Origin of the sequence: Nonomuraea turcica (assembly GCF_030718205.1) — a bacterium.
GTDB lineage: Bacteria > Actinomycetota > Actinomycetes > Streptosporangiales > Streptosporangiaceae > Nonomuraea.
Map to the genome: position 1 here is coordinate 52,098 of NZ_JAUZQF010000009.1, position 23,306 is coordinate 75,403.

Sequence of the window (23,306 nt, forward strand, 5' to 3'; positions counted from 1 at the left end):
GGGCGCACAGGGCGAATTCCAGGCCCTTGATCGGCGCAGGCAGGGCCGTGCCGATGACGACGCCGACCAGCCGCCGCCGATCTGGCCGCCTACGAGACCTTCCTCAGCCGGCGCGTGATGACCATCCCACGGGTCAAGGGCATCGCCTCGCACTTCACAATGAAGAACGTCAAGCCGGGCCCGTAGGCCTGGAGCTCGCCGGCTCGCCCGGCGACCCGGCATCGGTGACCTCAGGGCGAGAAGCCGCGGGCGGCGGTCCGCAGCGCCTGGCCGACCGTCGCCTCCAGCAGGCCCGGCTCCTCCCCAGCCGCCGGGTCGGTGCGGGAGGCGTAGTGCTCCACGCCCGTCCGCAGTGCGACGTTGATCATGGCCGCCTGCACGGTGATGTCCAGGTCAGGACTGGACAGCCCGGCGCGCTCGGCCAGCGCGGCCGCGAACACCGGCTCGGCCTCCCGGTGCGCCTCCAGCCACACCGCGCGTAGTCCCGGCTCGCTGCCGGTCAGGCGTACCAAGTCCAGCAGCGCCACTCGGTCGGGGGCGAGCTCGCCGGCGCTGCGGAGCATGGCCTCGAGCAGCTCCGCCACACCCTGGTCGGGGCGCCATGAGCGCAAGCACTGGGTGGCGACCTCGATCCCCCCGGTCAGCAGGGGCAGGACGCAGCTTTCCTTGCTCGGGAAGTAGCGCCACAACGTGCGGGAGGAGATGCCGGCCGCCGCCGCGATGTCCTCGGCAGAGGTGCCGGCGACGCCGTTGGCGGTGAACAGGCGGACGGCCTCGCGGGCGATCTCCAGCCGGGTCGCGGCCTTGCGCCGTTCGGTCAGGGGCGGACGTCCGGTCCGCCCGGTCGGGCGAGCCTGGATCAGCGCCGGTGATTCGCGGGACACGTTCCACAACGCTACCACTTATTGTCTTTCTCTGACTATCTGGCGCAAAGCGCCAAAAAGTCGTACGGTCCTGACCAGGCCTTGGCGGCGGGCGCCCGTAGCGCTGGTGAGACCGTCATGGCACACGACCGCGGAGGAGCAGAGCATGAGCAGCAGTGGGCTGCAGGACAGCAGCGTCATCGTCACCGGTGCCGGATCGGGAATCGGGCGTGCCGCCGCCGTCCGCTTCGCCCACGAGGGCGCCAAGGTGGTGGTGGCCGATCTCAACGGCGAGGCCGCCAAGGCGGTCGTGGCGGAGATCCAGGCGGCCGGCGGCACCGCGGTGGCGGTGGCGGGCGACCTGAGCGACCCCGCGGTGGTCGAGGAGGTCGTCACCACCGCGGTGGACACCTTCGGCGGCCTGGACGTGCTGGTCAACAACGCCGGCATCATGGACCGGATGTCGGCCGCCGCCGACGTCTCCGATGCCGAGTGGGAGCGCGTCATCCGGGTCAACCTGACCGCGCCGTTCCTGCTCACCCGCGCCGCCCTGCCGCACATGCTCGCCAAGGGCAAGGGCGCGATCGTCAACACCGCATCCGAGGCGGCCCTGCGCGGCAGCGCGGCCGGCACCGCGTACACCGTCTCCAAGCACGGCGTGGCCGGGCTCACCCGGTCGATCGCGGTCATGTACCGCGACTCCGGCATCCGCGCCAACGCGATCGCTCCCGGGGGCACCAAGACCGGCATCGCCCTCGACGTCGACCCGGCCGCGCACGGCCCGAAAACGCTCGGCGCGTACATGCAGAACGTCGGCCGCATCGCCGAGGCCGACGAACAGGCCGCCGCCATCGTGTTCCTGGCCTCCGACGCCGCCAGCAACATCAACGGTGTCATCCTCGCCGTCGACAACGGCTGGGCCGCGGTCTGATGGGCGCGCCATGGGACCGCGAGGTCGACGTGCTGGTGGTCGGCACCGGCGCGGCCGGCCTGGCCACCGCGGCCGCCGCGGCCGACGCCGGGCAGCGGGTGCTGGTGGTGGAGAGCACGTCGAAGTGGGGCGGGACCACGGCGCTGAGCGGAGGCGGGCTGTGGATGCCGACGAACCCGCTGATGGCTACGTTCGGGCGGGAGGACTCGGTCGACAAGGCGCTGACCTACATGGCGGCGGCCATCGGGGACGCCGGCCCGGCCAGCTCCCCTGAGCGGCGGCGTGCCTTCGTCGAGACCGTTCCGGAGGTGTTCCGGTTCCTGGAGCGGCTGGGGGTGCGGTGGGCCGCGGACAAGGACTACCCGGACTACTACCCCGACCGGCCGGGCGGGATGGTGGGCCGGGGAATCGAGGCCGAGCCCTTCGACCTGCGCACGCTGGGTGCGTGGCGCGACACCTCGCGCGCCGGCGAGGCGCTGCCGCCCATACCGTTGAAAACCGATGACGTGTGGTTGCTCGCCCGGGCCTGGTCCACTCCGGATGGATTCGTACGAGGTGCGCGGTTCGTGTTCCGGACGCTGTGGGGCCTGGCGAGAGGCAAGCGGCTGTCGGGCCTGGGGTCGGGGCTCGTGGCGAGCCTCATGTCGATCGTCGTGCGGCAGGGCACCGAGGTTCTGCTCAGCGCGCCGCTGACCGAGCTGATCGTGGACGACGGCGAGGTCACCGGTGCGATGGTCGCCGGGCCGGACGGCGGGCCGCTGCGCATCCGGGCCCGCGGCGGCGTCACGCTGGCGGCCGGTGGGTTCGCGCACCACGGCGACTGGCGGCAGAAGTATCACGGCGTGCCCGGATACAGCTCCGCCGCCGACGGCGATCTCGGAGACGCGATCAGGATCGCCGAGTCCATCGGCGCTCAGCTGGCCCTCATGGACGACGCGTGGTGGGGCTCGGCCGTGCCGATGCCGGACGGGACGGCCCAGTTCATGCTCGCGGAGCGGTCGATGCCGTTCGGCATCATCGTGGACGGACTCGGGGAGCGCTACACCAACGAGTCGGCCAGCTACATCGACTTCGGCCACGCGATGCTGGAGCGGAACAAGACCGTTTCGGCGATCCCGAGCTGGCTGATCGTCGATGCCCGCCATCGCCGCCGGTATCTGTTCACGGCGTTGATGCAGGGCGGCAAGAAACTGCGTGAGGCCGGCATCGTCCGCTCCGCCGGGACGATCGAGGAGCTGGCCGGCGTGCTCGGCATGGAGCCGGCCCGGCTGCGGGGCACCGTGGACCGGTTCAACGGCTTCGCCCGCCGTGGGGTCGACGAGGACTTCGGCCGCGGCCGCACCGTGTACGACAACTACTACGGTGACCCCAGGGTCAAACCGAATCCCAATCTCGGGCCGCTCGAGAAGGGCCCGTTCACCGCCGTCCAGCTGGTGCCCGGCGACCTCGGCACGAAGGGCGGCCTGCTCACCGACGCCGACGCCCGCGTGCTCGACACCGGCGGGCAGCCCATCGCCGGGCTCTACGCCGCCGGCAACACCACCGCATCGGTGATGGGACGCACGTACCCCGGGCCCGGCTCCACCATCGCGCCCGCGGTCATCTTCGGCTATCGCGCCGGCCGCCACGCCGCGGCACGATCTTCGAGCCCAGCGACATGAGCTGCACGCCCGTCCGGTCCATCGCGTAGTAGAGCCGCGGCGGCAGATGGGCGAGCAGCGGAGAGTGCCGCCGGCCGAGCAGGTCGAACACCTGCTCCGGTGGAAGGCCGATGTAGCGCGGAAGGCTCTCGTACCACCGGGCGCTGTAGCGGGCCGCTCGCTGGGTGGGGCGGATCGCGGATCTGCGCTGCCGCTCGAAGCGGGCGAGGGCGTGGTCGAGTCGCGTGTCCTTGTGCAGCGCGTCGACCAGGAAGGCGGCGTCCCCGAGTGCGAGGGCGGTGCCCGCGCCGATGGAGTAGTGCGTGGTGTGCGCGGCGTCTCCGAGCAGGACGAGGTTGCCGCGGTACCACCTCCGGTTGGTCAGGGTGCGGAAGTTCAGCCAGTGCGCGCTGCCGTCCGGCTGGGCCCGGCCGATCAGCGCGTGCCCGTCGAGGATGTCGGCGAAGAGCTTTTCCAGCATGGCCAGGCTGTCGGCCTCGTTCGCCTGGTCGAGCCCGAGCCCCCGCCAGACCTCGGGGAAGCACTCGACGACGCAGGTGCTGTGGTCCTTGCCGAATCCGTAGCCGTAACACCAGATCCAGCCGTGCGCGGTCTCGACGAAGGCGAAGGTGAAGGTGTCGAAGATCTTGGTGGTGCCGAGCCAGGTGTAGAAGTTCTGGCCGACCGCCACCTCGGGGCCGAAGTGGTCGGCGTGGCGCTCGCGCAGCCCGCTGTTGATACCGTCGCCGGCGACGACGAGGTCGGCATCGGCCACCTCCTCCTCGCCGGCGATCTCGCGCTCGTACTCGATGCGCACGCCGAGGGAGCGGGCCCGCTCGGCGAGGATGCCGAGCAGGTCGTGCCGGCCGATGCCGAAGCTCACGTCCCCGTGATCCAGTGTCACGGTCACCCGGTCCTGGATGTGCACGCTCCAGCTGTCCCAGCGGACCGAACCGTCTCTGATGGCGCGCGCGGACTCGGGGTCCGCGCCGTGCAGATCTTCGAGCAGCTCCTCCCAGTAGGTCACGCCCCATCCGTACGTCGAACCGGCCGGGTTGCGCTCATAGACGGTGACGTCGTGGGATGGGTCCACAAGCTTCATCAGGACCGAGAAGTACAGGCTGGCGGGTCCGCCGCCGACGCAGGCCACCTTCACACGAGCCCCCCGTGTCGCGTGACAGAAAGTAGTCAATATGCGACACATAGTAATCCTTCCTGGCTCGGAAGGAAGGCGGGGGATGTCCTCCTGGCAGGTCTTTGTTTCCGGAATGCAGAACTTGACCTCGGGATGACGCGCCGTCCCGCCAGCGGATCACAAGACGCGGGTACGGGCCACGAGGAGCGCGACGTCGTCCTCGGAGCCGGTGTCGCCCACCATGGACCGGATGACGCTGGCGCACACCTTCTCCAGCGGGAGGGCGGCGGCGCGGGCCAGGGCGGCGCCGAGGCGATCGATGCCGGCGTCGATGTCGGCCTCGCGGGTTTCGATCAGGCCGTCCGTGTACAGGGCGATCACGCTGCCCTCGGCGAGTTCGACCTCGAGGGACCGGTAGGAGCCGAGCCCCAGGCCGATCGGGGTGCCGCTGGGCAGGCGGGGGAAGGCGACCTCGCCGGACGGGGCGACGATGGCGGGCGGCGGGTGCCCGGCTCCGGCCATGGCGCAGCGCCCGGTGGCCGGGTCGTAGACCGCGTACAGGCAGGTGGCTCCCGTGGTGTCCAGCGGCAGCCTGCCGGGACCGGCGTCCTCCTCCTCCAGGCGCGCGACCAGGTCGTCGAGGTGGGCGAGCAGTTCGTCGGGCGGCAGGCCCATGTACGCGAGGGTGCGTACGGCGGTGCGCAGGCGTCCCATGGTCGCCGCGGCGTTGATGCCGTGCCCCGTCACGTCCCCGACGACCAGCGCGACCCGGCCGTCCCGCAGCGGGATCGCGTCGAACCAGTCGCCGCCGACACCCTCGTGCACGTCGGAGGGCAGGTAGCGCGAGGCCACCTCGACGGCGCCACCGCCGGTCAGGTAGCCCGGAAGCAGGTTGCGCTGCAGGGCGAGGGCGGCGGTGCGCTCGCGCGTGTACTGGCGGGCGTTGTCGAGGCTCAGCGCGGCACGGGCGCCGAGCTCCTCCGCGAGGAGCAGGTCGTCCCTGGTGAACGGCTCCAGATTGTCGTTGCGGACGAACACGGCGATGCCCAGGATGTCGCCGCGGGCCTTCAACGGGACGATGATCAGCGAGTGCATGCCGGTGCGGCGAATGATCCTCGCCCGGTCCGGGTCCTGGTCGAGCCAGGTGCCGGGCGCGGTGTCCAGGACGGGCTCGAAGTGGGCGCGGCCCGAGGACAGGACCTCCGTGAAGGGCGACGACGGGGGCACGAACACGGCCTGCCCGCGCGACCAGAGCGATTCGGGCATCTCCTCGTGGACGGAGGCCACGCCCGCACGGCGGAACACGGGGATGCTCACCTCCGTGGCGGCCAGCCGCTGCAGGGGTTCGGCGTCCGGCAGGACCGATGCGGCGAGGTCGACGGTGACGTAGTCGGCGAGAGCCGGCACCGCCAGGTCCGCCAGCTCCTGTGCGGTCTTGCCGACGTCGAGCGTGCTGCCGATGCGGACGCTGGCCTCGCGGAGCAGGGCCAGCCGATCGCGCGAGCGGCTGTGACTGATGTCGATGGCCACCGTGCACACGCCGAGCGGCCGGCCGTCCACGCCTTCCAGCCGGAAGAGGGAGGTCGACAACGTGCGATCCTCGAGCTGGTCCGGCGAGCTCCAGCGGGCTTCGCGGTCGAGCTGCGGAACGCCGCTGGAGAGCACCTTGCGCATCGCCTCCTGCGCGGCCTCGGTGTGGAAACCCGGCAGCGGCTCCGCCAGCGAGCGGCCGAGCTGGTAATGGGGGAACACCGGCCGCAGGCGCTCCGCCGCCGCGTTCAGCCACACGCAGCGCAGGTCGCGGTCCCAGATGGCCACGGCCACCGGAGTACGCGTGAGCAGCGGCTCCAGCCAGGAGGACGCTCGTCCCGAGGCTCCCGCGCTCGCCGGCGTCACCGCGACGAGCCAGGCGGCCTTCTCCTCCGGCGTGATCAGCCGGGAGCCCTCGACGTACACGAGGATCCTGGTGCCGTCGCGGTGGCGGGCCACACCGAAGCCGGACCAGTCTTCCTGGCCGTCGTACGCCGCGTCCCAGGCCGCCGCGCGCTCCGGAGTGAGCAGCAGCGCGCCGGGACGGTTGAGGATGTCGGCCGCGCGGTAGCCGAGAAGCGCCTCCGCGGCCGGCGTCCAGCCGATCACCGTGCCCTCGGTGTCGATCATGATGACCGACGTGCTCTCAGGTGTGGCCATGGCGACATCCATCCTGCTCCGACCAAGCCCTTCCGGCCAGGATAAGCACCGCTGACCTGCGGCGATTCTTGACCGGGACTTATCACGGCATAGACGGGATCACTGTGCCGGCCTTCACGGGCCGCTGAAGCGGCCCAGCAGCTCGTCGGCGGCGGCGAAGCCGGCGACCACGTCGGCGGCCGTGCGTGGCCGGCGTACCAGGCCCACGGCCTGGCCGGCGTAGACGTAGGCGGTGTCGAAGTCGCCGGCGCGGCGGGCGGCCTCCAGCTCGGCCTGTGCCGCGTCGTCGGCGGCCAGCTCCGGCTCCCGGCCGTGCCAGCGGTCGAAGAAGGCGTTACGCAGGGCGCGCCCGCCGAACTCCGGTGGCCAGGCGAGCCGCTGGGCGACGTCGAAGACCCGGCCGTACGCGGTCCCTGTCTCGCCGCTGTCCAGCACCCGCTGCCGGGCCGGCTCCGACAGGGTCGTCTCGGCGCAGCCCAGGAACGCCGTGCCGGCCCAGCCTCCCTCCGCGCCTGCCGCGAGCACGGCGGCCAGCCCGCGGGCCGTGGCGATGCCGCCCGCGGCGAGCACCGGGACGCCGACCGCGTCCAGCACGCTCTGCAGCAGCGGCAGTGTGGCCACGTCGTCGCGGCCGTGACCGCCGCCCTCGCCGCCGCGGGCCACGATCACGTCCACGCCGGCCTGCTCGGCCGCGCGTGCCTCGTCCGTGGTGCCCGCCTGGACCGCGACGGTGATCCCTTCCCGCCGCAACGGCTCGACGTAGGGGGCGAAGTCGCCGTAGCTGACGGAGACCAGGCTGGGACGGGCGGCGAGCACCGCGTCCAGCTGGCCGGGATGGTCCGGCAGCGCCCAGGCCATCAGCCCGATCCCGTACGGCCGGCCGCTCCCGGCGGCGACGGCGGCCTGCTCGGTGATCCATGGGGGCGAGGCCGTGGCCGGCACGCCGAACATGCCGAGCGCGCCCGCGGCGGAGACGGCCGCGGCCAGCCGCCCGTCGCTCACCCCCGCCATCGGGGCGCCGACCAGCGGCACGTCAAGCCCGAACCGTTCGGTCAGCCAGGTGCGTGGCATCGTTTGTCGTCTCCTTCAACACTCAGGTCACGACAATAGGCGTTTCCACCTGCACGTGTACGTCCCAGGCGCCGCGGAAGAGCACGTGCGGCCCTGTTGACCAAGCGCTCGTTCAAGAGATATATAGGGAAGCGGATATATGTTGACGGGCCGATGAGCACCTGGAGGCCCAGGTGGGACGTACGCAAGACCAGCGGCGGGCCGAGACGCGGATCCGGCTGATCGACGCGGCCGCCGACCTGTTCGCCCGCAAGGGATTCCACGCCGTTTCCGCCGAGGCGGTGGCCGGCGCCGCCGATCGCACCACGGGCGCGCTGTACGACCACTTCGGCGGCAAGGAAGGCCTGCTGCTGGCCCTGCTGGAGGTGTGGAAGGAGCAGGCCGCGGCCGAGCTGCTGTCCGGGTTCGAGGAGGTCAGCGCGCTCGACGAGCGCCTGGCCGCCATGTTCGGCGTGCTGACCCGCGATCGCAGCGCGCCGTGGCTCCTGCTGGAGATGGAGCTGTGGTTGCACGGCGCCCGCGACCCCGCCATCGGCGAGCCCCTGGCCAGGCGGTACGCCGACGTCCGCGCCCGGCTCGCCGACGGGCTGTCCGACTGGTCCGCGGCGGCCGGGGTGCCCCTGCGCCGCCCACCGGAGCAGACGGCCGCCGGCGTGCTGGCGATGCTCATCGGCTGCGCCGTGCAACACCGGCTCGACCCGCCGGCGGTCGAGGCCCGCGCCGTGGTGGAGAACCTGCGCGACCTGCTCGGACTGTCGTAGAAGCCCGGAGAAGGAGGGCCAGATGCAGATCGACCTGCTGGAAGACACCTGGGAACGCGAGGTGCCGCATGAGCAGTTCGCCTACCTACGGCGGAACGCGCCGGTCCACTGGCACGAGGTGCCGGGCGACACCGGATTCTGGGCCGTCACGAGATATCAGGACGTGAAGGCGATCAGCCGGGACGCGCACACGTGGTCCACGGAGCTCGGCACCGCGTTCATCCGTACCCAGACGCCCGAGTTCATCGCCCTGGCGAGCCTGACGCTGCTCAACATGGACCCGCCCAAGCAGACCCGCTACCGGAAACTGGTCAGCGCCGGCTTCACGCCGAGAATGATCGCCCAGCTGAAGGGGAAGATCCAGCGGCGCGCCGAGAAGATCGCCGACGGCGTGCTGGACAAGGGCGGGGAGGTGGAGTTCGTCGGCGACGTGGCCCAGTACCTGCCGCTGCAGATGATCTGCGACCTGGTCGGCGTGCCCGAGCGGGACCACGCCCGGATCTTCGATTGGTCCAACCGCATGGTCGGCTTCCAGGACCCGGATTTCCGCACCACGCCGGAGGACGGCGAGATCGCCTCGGCGGAGGCGTTCGCGTACTGCGACGAGCTGGTCGAGGAGCGGCGCGCGCACCCGCGCGACGACATCCTGACCGCGCTGGTGCAGGCCGAGGTGGACGGCGACCGGCTGACCAGGGACGAGATCGGCATGTTCTTCGTGATCCTCTTCGTGGCCGGGAACGAGACCACCCGCAACCTCATCGCCCACGCCATGAACGCCCTGATCAGCCACCCCGGCAGCTACCGCGAGCTGGCCGCGGGCATCGACGACGAGGAGCTGTGGCGCACGGCCACCGAGGAGTTCCTGCGCTGGGGCTCCTCGATCCACAATTTCCGGCGCACCGCGACGGTGGACACCGAGCTGCACGGACAGCCGATCGCCGCGGGGGAGAAGGTGGTCACCTTCTACGCCTCGGCCAACCACGACGAGGACGTCTTCACCGACCCTCACGTCCTGGACATCCGGCGCAGCCCGAACGACCACGTGACGTTCGGCGGTGGCGGGCCGCACTTCTGTCTGGGCGCCGGGCTGGCCAGGATGCAGATCCGCTGCATGATCAGAGAGCTGCTGCGCCGCTTCCCGTCGGCCGAGCACGCCGGTCCCGTCCAGCGGATGCGCTCGGACTTCATCAACGGCATCAAGCACATGCCGGTCCGCTTCACCGTACGGGAGCGATAATTCGCTGGCACCGGCATGGCCGACCTCACTAGCCTGACGCGGGTGATCTACGAGCATCCCCTGGCCTACGTGCTTGGCATGGAAGGGCTCGCGTTGCTGCGGTCCTTCACGGGCGAGCACGACCGCGGGTTCGTCGATGCGCGCCTCACCGAGATCCGCAAGCTCCTCGACGACGACACGCTGGCGAACGCCGCCGTGGACGTCGTCCGCGTGGACACCGTCGAGGGCTACCAGATCTGGTCGACAACCTATGACGGCCCGAATTCGGCGTTCGACATCGATGAGCCGATCGTCCACGAGATCGTCGACGCGCTGCCGGCGGGCGTCGCCCTGGACGCCGCCTGCGGCACGGGGCGCCTCGCGGCCTACCTGGCCGGTCGCGGACACCAGGTCCTGGGCGTGGACAGCTCGCCCGACATGCTGGCCCGGGCCCGCGAACGCGTGCCGCAGGGCGAGTTCCACCTCGGCGACCTGCGTCTCCTGCCGGTGCCCGACGACGCGGTGGACCTGGTGGTCTGCTCGCTGGCCTTGACGCACGTGGCCGAGCTGGACCCGGTGCTGACCGAGTTCGCCCGGGTGCTGCGGCCCGGCGGGCACGTGGTCATCTCGGACATGCATCCCGAAGGGGTGGCACGCGGCATCAGTCCTCCCGTACGCCTGGCCGACGGACGACCGGCGCGGGTCGCGACATACCGCCATCTGATCGGCGACTACATCCGCGCCGCGCTGGCGGCGGGCCTGCAGGTACGCCGCTGCGAGGAGCCACCGCTCCACACCGGGGACGAGGCCGTGCCGCCCGCCACCGAGACCCTGGGGCCGTGGCACCTGTGGCCGTGGGCCCTGAGCGACATGGTGCCCGAGGCGGCGCGGGCGGCCGTCGCCGGGACGCCGTCGATGGTGATCTGGCAGTTCCAGCTAGCCGGCTGACGGCAGCTTGGCCAGCCAGGTCTCCACGTCCGCCGCGATGACCAGGGGCCAGTCCTCCGGCGTGTGGTGCCCGGCGATCTCCTCGTGCTGAACGATCTCGAGTGATGCCACGTTGGCCGCGCACCAGGCGAGGGTCTCGTCCGTCCACATCGTCCCGAGGCCGGGACGGAAGCCGATCAGCAGCTTCGGCACCTCGGCACTGGTCGCCAGCCACCGGTCGAACGCCTCGATCCAGGCCACGACGTCGGCCGGCTCGCCGCCCAGCGGCAACGAGCGGGCCCAGCGCAGCTGCGGCAGGCGGCTCTCCCTGGTCGGGTACGGGTTCGTGTACGCGGCCATGTCCTCCTCGGTGAGCAGGGTGGTGACAGTGGTGGGCAGGCCCCGCCGGAGGAAGGCGTCGTCGTCGAGGATCATGGACTCTCCCACGCCCTCGGTCTTGATCGCCCGGAACAGCTCGCGGCCGCCTTCCGGCAGCTCCTCCCAGCTCATCGGCTTGACGATGGCCTCGGTGAAGGCGATCCCGCGCACCCGGCCCGGGTGGCGGGCGGCCCAGTCGAAGGCCAGCGCGCCGCCCCAGTCGTGGCCGACGAGCACCACGTCGTCGAGGTCGAGGGCGTCGAACCAGGCGTCCAGGTAGCGGACGTGGTCGGCGAAGGTGTAGTCGATGGCGGGCTTGCCCGACTCGCCCATGCCGATCAGGTCGGGGGCCAGGCGGCGGCCGTGCCCGACGGCGGGCATGACGTTGCGCCACAGGTAGGAGGAGGTCGGGTTGCCGTGCAGGAAGACGATCGGCGCGCCGGCGCCGAGCTCCCGGTAGTGCATGGTGGAGTCGAGCACGTTCTGGAGGGGCATGTCGGATCCGTTCAGGTGTTGAGTGTCATGGTGCGGTCCACCGCGATCTCGATCACGACCCGGCCGGGCGGCGCGGGCGGCGGCGAACCGTAACGTCGGCGGTAGTGCCGGGCGGCCTCGGCCACCCGGCGTGGATCGTCGGACACCGTGGCGGTGCCTTCGAGGGTGATCCAGCGGAACCCGTCGACCTGGCAGAGCGCGGCGCGGGCGCCCCTCGCCAGGTTGCGGGCCTTGCGCGAGGCGGCGACGGTCAGGACGCGAGCCGTTCCCGCGTTGCGGTCCCAGGTGAAGCGCACGGCCACGACGTGCAGGGACCCGTCGGGCCGCAGGGTCGTCAGCGTGGCCACCCGGGGCTCGGCCAGAAAGGACTCCACCGAGCCGGCCAGGCCGCTCATGGTGAGGGCTCCGTCGGGCTGCTCATGGCGAAAACTCGAGGCGGGGCGGTCATCGGAAGGCGGCGACGTTGCGGGCGGCCCAGTCGGCGAAGGCACGCGGCGCACGGCCCAGGATCCGCTCCACGTCCGGGCTGACCTGCTGCTCATCAACGGTCGGCGTGCCCAGGATGGCAAGGGTGCCCTCGACGACCGGCTCCGGCATGACCCGCAGCATCTGCTCGCGCGCCTCCTCCCGGCTCTGCTCCACGAACCGCACCTCCTCGCCCAGCGCCGCCCCGATCGCCGCGGCACGGTCGCGCGGGCTCACCGCTTGCGGCCCGGTGAGCGTGTACGTACGTCCCGCGTGCCCGCTCTCCCGTAGCACCACGGCCGCGACCTCCGCGAGGTCGGCCGGGTCGACGGCCGGCAGCGCGACGTCGCCGAACGGCGCGGCCGCCGTACGGTGGGCGCGGATCGGCTCGGCCCACGCCAGAGCGTTGGAGTCGAAACCGCCCGGCCGCAGGATCGTCCACTCCAGCCCCGACCCGCGAACGGCCTCCTCGAAGGCCACGGGGTGGCCGTACGCCTCCGGCCGGGTCCCGGCGCCCTGCGACGAGAGCAGGACGACCCGCCGGACCCCGCCGGCCGCGGCGGCCTCCAGGACGGCCTGCGGTTCCTGCCCGGCGACGAGCAGGAACAACGCGTCCGCGCCGTCGAAGGCGGCCTTCAACCCGGCCGGCTCGCCCAGGTCGGCCACGCTGTGCCGGACACCCTTGGGAAGCGGCGCGGGCCGCCGGGAGACCGCGGTCACCTGCTCGCCCGCGGCGGCGAGCAGCCGGACCAGCTCTCCACCGACCTTGCCCGTCGCACCCGTGACAACGATCATCTCTCTACCTCCACGCAGTAAGTTAGTTGACTGACTTAGTTCCGAGACCATAGCGAGCGACCGGGGTGCTTGTCTATAGTGAGTCAGGTGACTAACTCAACACGGTCGGGGAAGCGCGACCGTCTGGCCGGCGCTGCCGTACGGGTGCTGCACGAGCAGGGAGTCGAGAAGACGACGCTCGCCGACATCGCCCGCGCGGCCGACGTCCCGGTGGGCAACGTCTACTACTACTTCAAGACCAAGGACCAGCTCATCGAGGCCGCCATCGCCGCGCACGGCCACCACCTCGAATCGGTGATCGCCACCTTGGAAAGACTCCCCACCCCGCAGGAGCGACTCAAGGCCCTCGTGCACAGCTGGGTCGAGCAGCGCGACCTCGCGGCCAAGTACGGCTGCCCCACCGGCACCCTCGCCTCCGAGCTCGACAAACGCGACGACGGCCTCGACCGCGCGATCGCCAAGGTCATGGGAGAGCTGCTCGGCTGGATGGAACGGCAGTTCGCCGCCATGGGGCGCGAGGACGCACGCGAGCTGGCGGTCGCCCTGATGGCGGCCTACCAGGGCATCTCCCTGCTGACCAACACCTTCCGCGACCCGGCCCTCATGGAAATGGAGGGCCACCGCCTCGAACGCTGGATCGACTCCTTGGCCTGACCACGCTTGCGCTGTGGGTGAAGACGTTCCGCCGTGGGCGATGAGGGGGTGCGACAGGCGCCGGCGGGCGGGATGGTGATCCCACAGATCGCTGACGGAGAGGTGGTGCGTGGACGATGACGGTCGCACAGGTGCTGGGACCGGGGGAGTGGCTGGGCGCGGAGATCCGTGACAGCGACGCCTGGCGGGTCTCGCTTGATGAGGGACATCGGCAGGAAGTGCTGGCCGCCGTACGCGCGGCGCCGGGCGAGATCGCCCGCGAGAGCTTCCCGCTGCCGACGCTCGGCCCCGTCCTGCGGCGCGCGCGCGAAGAGCTCGTGGACGGCCGCGGGTTCGTGCTGGTCCAGGGGGTGCCGACCGAAGGAATGAGCGAGCAGCAGTGCGAGATCGCCGCGCTCGGCCTCGCGTGCCACGTCGGCGGCATCGTCCCGCAAGGCCCGGACCAAGCACCCCTCATGCACGTACGGGACACGGGCGCCGACCCGGCGCAGGCGCGGACCAGGAGCTACGAGCACAGCGGGAGGCTCGGCTACCACAGCGACCCCACGGACATCGTGGCGCTCCTGTGCGTGCGGCCGGCCAAAGCCGGGGGCCTCAGCGCCATCGTCAGCTCTGTGGCGGTGCACAACGAGCTGGTGCGGACCCGTCCGGACCTGGCGGAGCTGCTCTACCAGCCGTGGTGGCACGACCGGCGCACCGGCGACGGCCCCGACAGCTTCTTCACCAAGCCGATCTGCGTTCCCCGCGCCGACGGCCGGTTGTCCGTCTCGTACGGACCCGACTACCTGCGCTCGGCCCAGCGCGGCGCCCACGTGCCACCGTTCACCCACGCGCAGGAGGAGGCGATGGACCTCCTGGACCGGCTGACCAACGACCCACGTTTCGCTCTCACCATGGATCTACGGGCCGGCGACATGCAGTTCCTCAACAACCATGTCGTCCTGCACAGCCGCACGGCCTACGAGGACCACCCGGAGCTGGAGCGCCGCCGCCACCTGCTGCGCCTGTGGCTCACCATCGACGCGCGCCGGCTCGAGACGACCTGACGAAGCTCGGGGCTCACGCCGCCGGCTTGGTGGTCGGCGGTCCGGGCCGGGCGGCCACCATGCCGGCTTCCACGGTCTTGAGCAACGTGAGCGCCGCGTCCAGCCGGCTGGTGTCGTGACCGGCGGCCGCCGCGACGGCCGCGGCCCACTCCTTCCGGACGACGGCGTAGTTGGTCCTGCCGCGCTCGGTCAGGTGCACGGTCACCCCGCGGCGATCATCGGGACAGACGCGCCGCTCAATGAGGGCCTTGCTCTCAAGCCCGCGCAGGACCGTGGAGAGGTTCGTACGCTGCAGCCCGGTGGCGGCGGCGATCCGGCTGGGCGGGGCGGCGGGATCGCCTTGCAGGTGGCGCATCACCATGCCTTCCGACGGCGACAACGGGACGGCCCGCTCGTCGGTGTAGCCGCGGAACTGGATCTCCCGGGCAATGATCAGCACAAGGTCCGCCAGATCCGCCCAGCGGGCGTCGGCTTCCGAGCCGAGCTCTTCGTCCGGCCGCTGCGATTGGTCGTACATCACACCTCCAAAGAGTAAACGGTACGCCAAATAGTTATATGGTCATATTTGTAATGGCCTCATAACTATCTACCGGAGGTGTCATGAAGGCCACACTCTCCGCAGGGCGCACGGGGTCCCCGCATGCCGTGGCACAGGGAGGCGGGCTGCACCCGTTCGGGGTGTTGATCCTGCTGGCGGGCGCGTTCCTGCCGATCATGGACTTCTTCATCACGAACGTCGCTCTGCCCAGCATCGACGCCTCATTGCACGCCTCGGCGTCGTCCCTGGAGCTGGTGATCGCCGGATACGGGGTCGCCTACGCGGCCCTGCTGGTGCTGGGCGGCAGGCTGGGCGACCGCTACGGCCGGCACCGGATCTTCCTCGGCGCGCTGGTGGGCTTCATCACCGCCTCCCTGGCCTGCGGCATCGCCCCCAGCGTCGAGGTGCTGATCGGAGCTCGCATCGTGCAGGGCGCCACCGCGGCGCTGCTCATCCCGCAGGTGCTGGCCACGTTCCACCACACCCTGGAAGGGGAACGCAAGGCCCGCGCGGTGGCCATGTACGGGGCGACCTCCGGCATCGCGGCCGTGGTCGGGCAACTGGTCGGCGGGCTGCTGGTGTCCGCCGACATCGCTGGGACGTCATGGCGGCCGATCTTCCTCGTCAACGTGCCCATCGGCGTGGTCGTGCTGCTGGTGGCGGCGCGGATCGTACCGGACACCCGCTCGCACCGACCCGTCGGCGTCGACCTGCCCGGCACGGTGTTGTTCGCCGCCGCCCTCACCGCCCTGCTCATCCCGCTGACCGAGGGCCATTCCCTGGGGTGGCCCTGGTGGACGTGGGCGCTGTTCGCCGTGGCGGTCGTGCTGGGCGCCGTCACGTTCGTCGTGGAGAAGCGTGCCGAGCAGCGCGGTGAGACCCCGCTCCTGCCGCCGTCCCTGCTACGTCTGCCGTCGATGTCGCGAGGCCTGCTGATGGTACTGGCCTTCAGCATCGGCTTCGGCGCATTCATGTTCGTCTTCGCCCTGACCGTGCAGAACGGCTTGCACCAGGACGCGCTGCACGGCGGACTGGCGATCCTGCCGATGGCTCTGCTCTTCTTCGCCGGCTCCCTGCTGGCACCGCGCCTGATCTCCCGCTTCGGCAAGGCCGCGCTGTCCGCGGGAGCCGCAGTGCAGCTGGCGGGGCTGGCCCTGCTGGTGATGGTCCTCGTGCGGAACTGGCCGCACGTCAGCCTCTGGGCCATGGCCGTCCCTCTGGCCCTGGCCGGCGCCGGGCAGTCGATGTTGTTCACCGGGCTGTTCCGCAGCGTGCTGACCGACGTTCCCACCCACCTCGCCGGCATCGGCAGCGGCGTGCTGATCACTGTGCAGCAGAGCGGGCTGGCCCTCGGCGTGGCCGCCCTCGGCACCCTCTATCTCGTGCTGGAACCGCACGACGTCCCCCACGCCTTCGCCACTGTCGAATACGTGCAGATGGCCATCATCGCCCTGCTCGGGGTCGGCGTCGCCGCCCTGCCGCGCTTCCGCCAGGCCTCCGCTGACACACCTGTGGTGGAGGGCTGATGAGTCTTCTCGACCTGTCCCGGTGGCAGTTCGCCATCACCGTCATGTTCCACATGACCTTTCCGGCGATCACCGTCGAACTCTCGATCTTCCTTGCGGTCGTCTACGGCATGTACTGGCGCACCGGCCGGGCGGTTTATCTGCAGATGTTCCGGTTCTGGCGGCGTATCTTCGCCGTGGGGTTCGCGATCGGCGTGGTCGCCGGTGCGGTCATCACCTTCGAAATGGGCTTGAACTGGGGCGTGTACGGCGCGAAGACCGGCCCAGTCCTCGGGCCCATCCTCGGCATGGAAGTCGTGACCGCCTTCTTCGTCGAGGCCGGGTTCATCGGGGTCCTGCTCTATGGGGAAGGGCGCGTCCGCAAGGCCACCATGTTCATGTCCACCGTCATGGTGGCCTTGGGCACCCTTCTGTCGTCCACGTGGATCATCGCGGCCAACTCGTGGATGCAGACACCGGCCGGATACCAGCTCATCGACGGCCGATTCGAGCCGACGGACTGGATGCGGGTCATCTTCAACCCGTCGTTCATCTGGCGCTGGCCGCACATGGTGGCCGCCGTGTTGATCTCGGCCGGCTTCTTCATGGCCGGGATCTCGGCCTGGTACCTCGTCAGGGGACGCGCCGTAGGCTTCGCCCGCCGCTCGATGTCGATCGCCCTCGGCGTCGCCGCGGTGCTGATGCCCGTTCAGCTCTACCTCGGTGACAACGTCGCCGGCCACGAACTGCTCAGCCAGCCCGCCAAGCTCGAGGCGATCGAAGGCAACTGGGGCAACGGCAACACCGGCTTCGTCCTGTTCGCCATCCCCGACCAGCAAGCCGCCCGGAACATCGCCGAGCTCACCATCCCCTGCCTCGGCAGCGCCATCTCGGCCAAGGACCTCAGCTGCGGCACCGCGATGCCCGGCCTGGATCTGACCCCGGCGGCCGACCGGCCGGACATGGCCGCGACCTTCTGGGGCTTCCGCATCATGTTCCTCGCGGGCGTGCTGATGTTCGGCACCGCTTTCGCGGCAACCGTGCTGCGCTTGCGCAACCGCCTGTGGACCGCGCGTCGTTTCCACAGATTCGTCCTCTGGAGCACGCCCGCCGGCGTCCTCGCCATCCTCGGCGGTTGGGTCACCGCCGAGGCGGGCCGGCAGCCGTGGATCGTGTTCGGCCGGCTCCGCACCTCGGACGCGGTATCGCACCTGGCCTCCGGCGAAGTCCTGTTCTCGATGATCGGATTCTCGGCCCTCTACCTCGTCGCGCTCGTCGCCTACATCGCCTACATCGTCCGCACGGTGCACCGAGGCCCCGAGCATGACGATCCTCGACGCGAGCCCCGCCCGCCCGCGCCGGACCCGACCTCGATCCCACACGCGGGCGCCCCCGCTCTGCTCGGCCCGCGGGAGGTGGCGGCCCGATGATCACTACTCTGTGGCTCGGCGTCGTGGTGCTCTGCCTGCTGATGTACGTCGTGCTGGACGGCTACGACCTGGGAGTGGGCGTGGCCACCCTGTTCGATCGCGACGCCGCCCACCGCCGGCACATGCTGGAGTCCGTCGCGGTGGGCTGGGACGGCAACGAGACATGGCTCATCCTGCTCGGTGTGGCCCTGTGGGCCGGGTTCCCGCTGGCGTTCGGCACGGTCCTGCCACACGCCTATCTCCCCATCACGGTCGTGCTGTTCGCGCTCATCGTGCGCGGCGTCAGCGTTGAACTGGCGTCCCAGTCGCCGCCGGCGCCTCGCTGGACCACCGCCTTCGGCGTGGCCTCGTTGGCGGCGGCGTTCGCGCAAGGCTTCGCGCTCGGCACGTTGACGTCACCGCTACGCCTGCACGACAACGCCTTCGCCGGGACCGCTTTCGGCGCCTTCAGCTGGTTCGCGGTGCTGACCGGCGCCACCGTCACCGCCGCGTACACCGCACTCGGGTACGCCTACACCAAGCGGAAGTCGTCCGGGCGGCTGCGCGCGACGGCCGCGCGCAGGGGCGGGGTCACCACGGCCGTCACCGTCGCGCTGCTGACCGTGGTGCTGTTCGCCATCAATGCCACGGCGGCGCCGCTGAACCTGACCAGCCCGGGACGCGCCTTCGCCTTCGGCGGCCTGTTGTTGTTCGCCGCCGCGGGAGCCGTCACCTCGCTGGCCGCGTTCCCGCGACAGCGGCAGACCGGCGCAGCCGACACCCTGCCGTTCGGTGGGCTCGTCGTCACGGTCGTCTCGGTGTTCCTCGCCCTCGGCGTGGCACGTTATCCGGTCTTCATGCCGCCGGATCTCACGGTCGACGGCTCGGTGGGCCCACACAACACCATGGTGTTCGTGCTCGTCGGCATCGGGCTGAACATGCCGCTGGTGCTGGCGTACAACGTGTTCGCGCACCGTGCTTTCGCCGGAAAGCTCGACACCGGATCGCGGGCCGGCGAAGAGCCCGCCCCGGACCACCTTGTCGTGACAGGAGCACCCTCATCATGATCGCCCATAGCGCTGACCTCGGCGCCGCTCGCCGCGCATCCGTCCCGCCGGCGCCGGTCCGCGGCCTGCTGCGCCTGCTCTCCGCCACGGCATGGACCCTGCTCGGAGCATTCGCGTACGTCGTCTGCCAGGGGATGTTCGGCGGCTACCCGCAGGTCCACTCGGAGCTGCTCACCACCCTGGGCATGATCGCCATCGCCCTGACCGGGGGTGTCGCCTGGATCATCGACGAACGGCGTTCTCATGGCGACGAATGAGCGCACCGCCCCGGCGGGGAGATCGGCCGACGCACTGCTCGCCGCGTACGCCGCGGCAGCAGGGCGCTGGTTCGGTCTGGCTGGCGTCCTGATGGCGCTGGAGACCGTGTTCACCGTCGTCCGCTGGGGCGCCCTGGCGTGGATCGCCCAGGGCGTGATGGACCACAGCACCGCACAGGACGTGCAGTGCCTGGCGGTCTTCGCCGGGGCGAGCGTGCTGGCGCTCGTGGCCGGCTGGACGGCGGGCGAGCTCCGCCGGCGCGGTGCCCGCACAGTGGCCGGTCACCTGCGGCGGCGACTCGCCGGCGCGCTCGTGCCGACGGCTCGGCGTATCCGCGAGACTGAACCTGCGGAGGCGGCGCTGACGATGGTGGACCTCGTTGACAGCGTCGCCGACTATCACGCTCAGATCGCGCCGCTGCGCCGGTCGGCCCCGTTGTCGATGCTCGCCGTCCTGGCGGTCGTCGCCGTGCTGCACTGGCCGGCGGCGATCGTGCTCATCCTGACCAGCGCCCTCCTCCCGGTCAACATGCGGTTGGCGGGGCTGTTCGCCCAGGACGGCGCGGACCGGCAGTGGGCCGCGACCCAGCGGCTCAACGCCGTCGTCCTCGACAGCTTCCGCGGCCTGCGAACCCTGCGCGAACTCCACGCGACCGGCCGGCGCGGCCGAACCCTGCGCACGGCCGCGGAAAGGCTGAACACGGCGACGATGAGTGTGCTGCGCCGCGCGTTCCTCTCCGGGCTGGTCATGGACGTCGTCCTCACCTTCTCCATCGCCGTGAACGCGACCTACATCGGCTTGTCGCTGCTCGGGTACGTCCGTGTGCCGCACGCCCCTGGACTCACCTTGTTCACCGGACTGACGGTGCTGCTGCTGTGCCCGATGTACTTCGCCCCGATGCGCGCCCTGGCCTCGGCGTTTCACCAGCGCGAACGCGCCGCCGTCGCGGCCGGCGCCATCGGCGCCCTCGTCGAGGACCTGCCGGCCGAGGCGCCCCGGGCGGTGCGTCCGCGGCTGAGCGCACCGGCTGGGGTCTCGCTCCGCGCGGTCCGGTTCCGCTACCCGGGCGCGGCGTACGACGCCATCGCCGCGGACGCCGACATCGCGCCCGCGACGTGGACCGTGATCACCGGCGCGTCCGGCGCGGGCAAGAGCACCCTGCTGTCGTTGATCGCCGGCCAGCGACCGCCGTCGACGGGAGCGGTCCGGTGGATGACCGCCTCGGGGTGGCAGGCGCCGGCGCTGGGCGCCGCCGCGTGGGTGGGGCAGCACACCGTGCTCCTCGACGCGACGGTCGGGGACAACATCCGCCTCGGCCGGCCGGACGCGACCGATCACCAGCTTGAACAGGCGGTCGATGCCGCCGGGCTGCGCCCCGTGATCGAGCGTCTCCCCGGCGGGCTCGACACGCGGCTCGGCGAGGGCGGCTGGGGCGTGTCGACCGGGGAGGTCCGCCGGATCGCGATCGCCCGGGCCTTCGTCCGTGGAGCCGGGCTCTGGGTGCTCGACGAGCCGACGGCTCATCTCGACGCGGACAGTGAACATGATGTCGTCGAGGCCTTGCGGCGGGCCACGCGGGGTTGCACGGTCATCATCGCCACCCACTCCGCGGCGCTCGCCGCCGCGGCCGACACCGTGCTGGCCATTGACAACGGCCGCCTCCATCACGCGAACCTGGTGAGCGCACGATGAGCGGCACCCCTTTCGGCAGTGGCCCTGAGCGTCGAGCGCGTGCCCTGGCGGGTGCCGGGCTCGGGCTCGCCGTCCTCGCCGAGCTGTCGTCCGCAGGCCTGCTGGGCCTGTCGGGCTGGTTCGTCAGTGCCTGCGCCGTCGCCGGCGCGGCCACCTTCAGCTCCTTCTCCTTCATCGTGCCCAGCGGCGGTGTCCGAGCCCTGGCCCTGGCCCGTATCGCCGGCAACTACAGCACGCGCCTCACGCTGCACGCGGCCGCCCTGCGACGTGTCGCCACCGCTCGGGCCGACCTCTTCCGCAGGGCCGCGACCTCGGCCCAGGGCTCGCTGGACCACGTGTGGTCGGGCGACCTGCTCGATCGCAGCATGGCCGATGCCGACGAGGCCGGGACGGCGCTGATCCGTTCCACAGCACCGGCCGTCGTCGCCGCCGCGTCGGCTGCCATGGGAGTCCTCGCCGTCGCGCTGGCCACGTCTCTCGTGCCGGCGGCGGTGCTCGTGGCCGGCGTCGCGATCGTCGCGCTGATGGCGTACCGGACCTCCGGCGCCGCCCAGGTGGCCGAGCAGCACGCACGCATGGCGCTCCGCGCGGAAACGGTCACGGTCACCGACGCGTGGGCGGAGATGGCGTCGCTGGGGGCGGCCGGGCAACTGGCGGCGCGCATGACGGTGAGGTTCTCGCAGCTCGACGCCGCACGCGATGCGGTCAGCCGGCGCCGGCTGCGCACCGCCCTGGTCGCCGGGTTGGCAGGCGTGGCCACCGTGGCGGCGGCCGCGATCATCGGTGGGATCGGCGCAGACCCCGCCACGTTCGTTTTCGTCGCCCTGATGGCGGTCGGCGTGGTCGCACAGGCCGAACAATGGGCAGGCGCCGCCGAAGCCCGGAGTGCGGCGGCAGCCGCGCGGCGGCGACTCCTGGGGAGCGCTCCGCCACCGCACGCCCTGGACGAGGCGAGTGTGCCGCCGATGCGGTCTTGGGCCGCCGAGCGAGGCATCGGGTTCGGCGGTTATCGTCTGCCGCCGGCGCTCTGGCGACCAGGGCGCGTCATCGGCGGCCGCGCCATCCGCGGGGGAGTCCTCGTCGTCACCGGCCGCTCCGGCAGTGGCAAGAGCACCCTGCTGCGCGCCCTCGCCACGTCGCTACACCAATCGCTCGAGGCCGACGGAGACCGGCCCGCCGTCACCGCGGTCGCCGCCGACGACTACCTCTTCACCGGGACGCTCGGGTCGAACTGGCGGCTGGCCGACCCGGCGCTGACCGATGAGTACGTTGACGAGCGCCTCGCCGCGCTCAGGCTGGATCGCAGCGGACTCACGGCCAGGACTCCCGTCGGTCCCGGCGGCAGAGAGCTGTCGGGCGGTGAGCTGCGCCGCGTCTACCTGGGCCGGGCCCTGGCCACGCGCCCCCATGTGCTGATCGTCGACGAGCCGGTGACCGGTCTGGACGACGACACCGCGCGGCACGTCCTCGGCATCCTCGCGAACCTGCCGGACACCGTCGTCGTCATCGCCGCACACGAGGTGCCGGAAACCCTCCGCTCTCTCGATCATGTGTCGACGCTGCCGCTCGACTGACCCGTTAAGAGAGGTGCAGGGGCGGGCGGCGCCCCCAGGCGGCCCAGCGCCAGAGCCATTCGAGCGGTCCCTGCCGGTATCGCCGCAGCCAGAGCGTGGACCACAGCCACTGGACGGCGAGGATGCCCCCGGCGATCATCAGCACCGTCGTGGCGGGCCACTCCGCCGGCGGGCCGTCCATGAAACGGGCCACCGCCCGGACGAGGAGCGTGGCGGTCAGATAGTTGGTGAGCGCCATCCGTCCCAGCGGCGCGAAGGCGGCCTGCAGCACCGGCCGCAACGGGGTTCTGAGCAGGACCGCCAGCCCGCAGAGGTACGCGCCTGCCAGCAGGAGCCCGGACACGGTGAACGCGAGAGTGTTGCCCGTGCTGATCTACGCCCACAGAAAAGGCGCCGCCGCGGCTGCGAAGGCCAGGCACAACACGGCCGGGCCCCACGTGGCCCGCTCGATCCGGCCGATCACGCCGTACCTGGTCAGCGCCGAGCCGAGCAACAACAGGCCGGGCACCAGCGAGTAGTGCCCGCCCTGGACGATCAGCGACGTCGCGATCAGCGCGGCGGCCAGCCCGGCCACGGCCCAGCGCGGCAGCCAGGTCGACGGCAGCAGGACCACCAGTCCCGCCAGGGCGTAGACGGTCAGGATGTCGCCCCACCACAGCAGGAACATGTTGGCCAGGCCGATGGCGAGCAGCACCA

Annotated in this window: 24 protein-coding genes; 14 read left to right on the forward strand and 10 right to left on the reverse strand. The window is 71.4% G+C overall.

Going from position 1 to position 23,306, the window contains the following annotated elements; all coding sequences use genetic code 11:
• Positions 1-81 precede the first annotated feature (81 nt).
• Positions 82-186 (forward strand): hypothetical protein, encoded by a 105-nt coding sequence (locus tag Q9G87_RS60730; protein WP_371825816.1) that lies wholly within the window; start codon positions 82-84, stop codon positions 184-186.
• 44 nt (positions 187-230) lie between these two features.
• Here Q9G87_RS60730 and Q9G87_RS23415 read toward each other — a convergent pair whose 3' ends face one another.
• Positions 231-884, reverse strand: a complete 654-nt coding sequence (locus Q9G87_RS23415) for a TetR/AcrR family transcriptional regulator (RefSeq protein WP_305918581.1) — start codon at positions 882-884, stop codon at positions 231-233.
• Positions 885-1,029: 145 nt separating this feature from the next.
• On the opposite strand from Q9G87_RS23415, the gene Q9G87_RS23420 reads away from it, so the two are divergent.
• Positions 1,030-1,794 (forward strand): SDR family NAD(P)-dependent oxidoreductase, encoded by a 765-nt coding sequence (locus Q9G87_RS23420; protein WP_305918582.1) that lies wholly within the window; start codon positions 1,030-1,032, stop codon positions 1,792-1,794.
• Entirely contained in the window at positions 1,794-3,455 is a 1,662-nt protein-coding gene (locus Q9G87_RS23425) for an FAD-dependent oxidoreductase (RefSeq protein ID WP_305918583.1), read from the forward strand. The genes Q9G87_RS23420 and Q9G87_RS23425 overlap by 1 nt, the downstream gene beginning before the upstream one ends.
• Here Q9G87_RS23425 and Q9G87_RS23430 read toward each other — a convergent pair.
• The 3 genes from Q9G87_RS23430 to Q9G87_RS23440 all read right to left on the reverse strand — a co-directional run bounded on the left by Q9G87_RS23430 (position 3,394) and on the right by Q9G87_RS23440 (position 7,830).
• Positions 3,394-4,590: an FAD-dependent monooxygenase gene (locus Q9G87_RS23430; protein WP_305918584.1), complete on the reverse strand. Its 1,197-nt coding sequence runs from the start codon at positions 4,588-4,590 to the stop codon at positions 3,394-3,396. The genes Q9G87_RS23425 and Q9G87_RS23430 overlap by 62 nt on opposite strands.
• A 156-nt stretch (positions 4,591-4,746) precedes the next feature.
• Positions 4,747-6,759: a SpoIIE family protein phosphatase gene (locus Q9G87_RS23435; RefSeq protein ID WP_305918585.1), complete on the reverse strand. Its 2,013-nt coding sequence runs from the start codon at positions 6,757-6,759 to the stop codon at positions 4,747-4,749.
• Between the two features lie 114 nt (positions 6,760-6,873).
• Complete coding sequence (locus tag Q9G87_RS23440; RefSeq protein ID WP_305918586.1) at positions 6,874-7,830, reverse strand: NAD(P)H-dependent flavin oxidoreductase; 957 nt, start codon at positions 7,828-7,830, stop codon at positions 6,874-6,876.
• Between the two features lie 173 nt (positions 7,831-8,003).
• On the opposite strand from Q9G87_RS23440, the gene Q9G87_RS23445 reads away from it, so the two are divergent.
• The 3 genes from Q9G87_RS23445 to Q9G87_RS23455 are packed head-to-tail and all read left to right on the forward strand — an operon-like array spanning position 8,004 to position 10,755.
• The gene (locus Q9G87_RS23445; RefSeq protein ID WP_305918587.1) at positions 8,004-8,591 is read left to right on the forward strand and encodes a TetR/AcrR family transcriptional regulator; all 588 of its coding nucleotides are present in this window, start codon (positions 8,004-8,006) and stop codon (positions 8,589-8,591) included.
• Positions 8,592-8,613: 22 nt separating this feature from the next.
• Positions 8,614-9,828: a cytochrome P450 gene (locus tag Q9G87_RS23450; protein WP_305918588.1), complete on the forward strand. Its 1,215-nt coding sequence runs from the start codon at positions 8,614-8,616 to the stop codon at positions 9,826-9,828.
• Between the two features lie 15 nt (positions 9,829-9,843).
• Positions 9,844-10,755: a class I SAM-dependent methyltransferase gene (locus tag Q9G87_RS23455; protein WP_305918589.1), complete on the forward strand. Its 912-nt coding sequence runs from the start codon at positions 9,844-9,846 to the stop codon at positions 10,753-10,755.
• Here Q9G87_RS23455 and Q9G87_RS23460 read toward each other — a convergent pair.
• Genes Q9G87_RS23460 through Q9G87_RS23470 form a run of 3 tightly spaced genes read right to left on the reverse strand, consistent with a single transcriptional unit; the run spans position 10,744 to position 12,867 of the window.
• Positions 10,744-11,607: a haloalkane dehalogenase gene (locus Q9G87_RS23460; protein ID WP_305918590.1), complete on the reverse strand. Its 864-nt coding sequence runs from the start codon at positions 11,605-11,607 to the stop codon at positions 10,744-10,746. The two genes, Q9G87_RS23455 and Q9G87_RS23460, sit on opposite strands and share 12 nt — an antisense overlap.
• An 11-nt stretch (positions 11,608-11,618) precedes the next feature.
• Complete coding sequence (locus Q9G87_RS23465) at positions 11,619-12,002, reverse strand: pyridoxamine 5'-phosphate oxidase family protein (protein ID WP_305918591.1); 384 nt, start codon at positions 12,000-12,002, stop codon at positions 11,619-11,621.
• Between the two features lie 49 nt (positions 12,003-12,051).
• Positions 12,052-12,867 (reverse strand): NAD(P)H-binding protein, encoded by an 816-nt coding sequence (locus Q9G87_RS23470; RefSeq protein ID WP_305918592.1) that lies wholly within the window; start codon positions 12,865-12,867, stop codon positions 12,052-12,054.
• An 87-nt stretch (positions 12,868-12,954) separates the two neighbouring features.
• Here Q9G87_RS23470 and Q9G87_RS23475 point away from each other — a divergent pair, with 87 nt between their 5' ends.
• Positions 12,955-13,521, forward strand: coding sequence for a TetR/AcrR family transcriptional regulator (locus Q9G87_RS23475; RefSeq protein WP_305918593.1), 567 nt, complete (start codon positions 12,955-12,957; stop codon positions 13,519-13,521).
• Positions 13,522-13,637: 116 nt separating this feature from the next.
• Positions 13,638-14,567: a TauD/TfdA family dioxygenase gene (locus Q9G87_RS23480; protein WP_305918594.1), complete on the forward strand. Its 930-nt coding sequence runs from the start codon at positions 13,638-13,640 to the stop codon at positions 14,565-14,567.
• Between the two features lie 13 nt (positions 14,568-14,580).
• Here Q9G87_RS23480 and Q9G87_RS23485 read toward each other — a convergent pair whose 3' ends face one another.
• Complete coding sequence (locus Q9G87_RS23485; protein ID WP_305918595.1) at positions 14,581-15,084, reverse strand: MarR family winged helix-turn-helix transcriptional regulator; 504 nt, start codon at positions 15,082-15,084, stop codon at positions 14,581-14,583.
• A gap of 83 nt (positions 15,085-15,167) precedes the next feature.
• Between Q9G87_RS23485 and Q9G87_RS23490 the strand changes: the two genes are divergently transcribed.
• From Q9G87_RS23490 to Q9G87_RS23515, 6 genes are read left to right on the forward strand one after another with little or no spacing between them, the layout of a single operon-like run.
• On the forward strand, positions 15,168-16,631 hold the full coding sequence (locus Q9G87_RS23490) for an MFS transporter (RefSeq protein ID WP_305918596.1): 1,464 nt from the start codon (positions 15,168-15,170) through the stop codon (positions 16,629-16,631).
• Entirely contained in the window at positions 16,631-18,040 is a 1,410-nt protein-coding gene (locus Q9G87_RS23495) for a cytochrome ubiquinol oxidase subunit I (protein ID WP_305918597.1), read from the forward strand. Before Q9G87_RS23490 ends, Q9G87_RS23495 begins: the two co-directional genes overlap by 1 nt.
• Positions 18,037-19,086 carry a cytochrome d ubiquinol oxidase subunit II gene (locus Q9G87_RS23500; RefSeq protein ID WP_305918598.1) on the forward strand — a complete coding sequence of 350 codons (1,050 nt, stop codon included), beginning with the start codon at positions 18,037-18,039 and terminating at the stop codon, positions 19,084-19,086. Before Q9G87_RS23495 ends, Q9G87_RS23500 begins: the two co-directional genes overlap by 4 nt.
• Positions 19,083-19,343, forward strand: a complete 261-nt coding sequence (locus Q9G87_RS23505) for a hypothetical protein (RefSeq protein ID WP_305918599.1) — start codon at positions 19,083-19,085, stop codon at positions 19,341-19,343. The genes Q9G87_RS23500 and Q9G87_RS23505 overlap by 4 nt, the downstream gene beginning before the upstream one ends.
• Complete coding sequence (locus tag Q9G87_RS23510) at positions 19,330-21,036, forward strand: ABC transporter ATP-binding protein/permease (RefSeq protein WP_305918600.1); 1,707 nt, start codon at positions 19,330-19,332, stop codon at positions 21,034-21,036. The genes Q9G87_RS23505 and Q9G87_RS23510 overlap by 14 nt, the downstream gene beginning before the upstream one ends.
• Positions 21,033-22,610 carry an ATP-binding cassette domain-containing protein gene (locus Q9G87_RS23515; protein ID WP_305918601.1) on the forward strand — a complete coding sequence of 526 codons (1,578 nt, stop codon included), beginning with the start codon at positions 21,033-21,035 and terminating at the stop codon, positions 22,608-22,610. The genes Q9G87_RS23510 and Q9G87_RS23515 overlap by 4 nt, the downstream gene beginning before the upstream one ends.
• Positions 22,611-22,614: 4 nt before the next feature.
• Here Q9G87_RS23515 and Q9G87_RS23520 read toward each other — a convergent pair whose 3' ends face one another.
• Both Q9G87_RS23520 and Q9G87_RS23525 read right to left on the reverse strand, forming a co-directional pair.
• Positions 22,615-22,953, reverse strand: a complete 339-nt coding sequence (locus Q9G87_RS23520) for a DUF418 domain-containing protein (RefSeq protein ID WP_305918602.1) — start codon at positions 22,951-22,953, stop codon at positions 22,615-22,617.
• Positions 22,954-22,983: 30 nt separating this feature from the next.
• Positions 22,984-23,304: a hypothetical protein gene (locus Q9G87_RS23525; RefSeq protein WP_305918603.1), complete on the reverse strand. Its 321-nt coding sequence runs from the start codon at positions 23,302-23,304 to the stop codon at positions 22,984-22,986.
• Between the last annotated feature and the right edge of the window lie 2 nt (positions 23,305-23,306).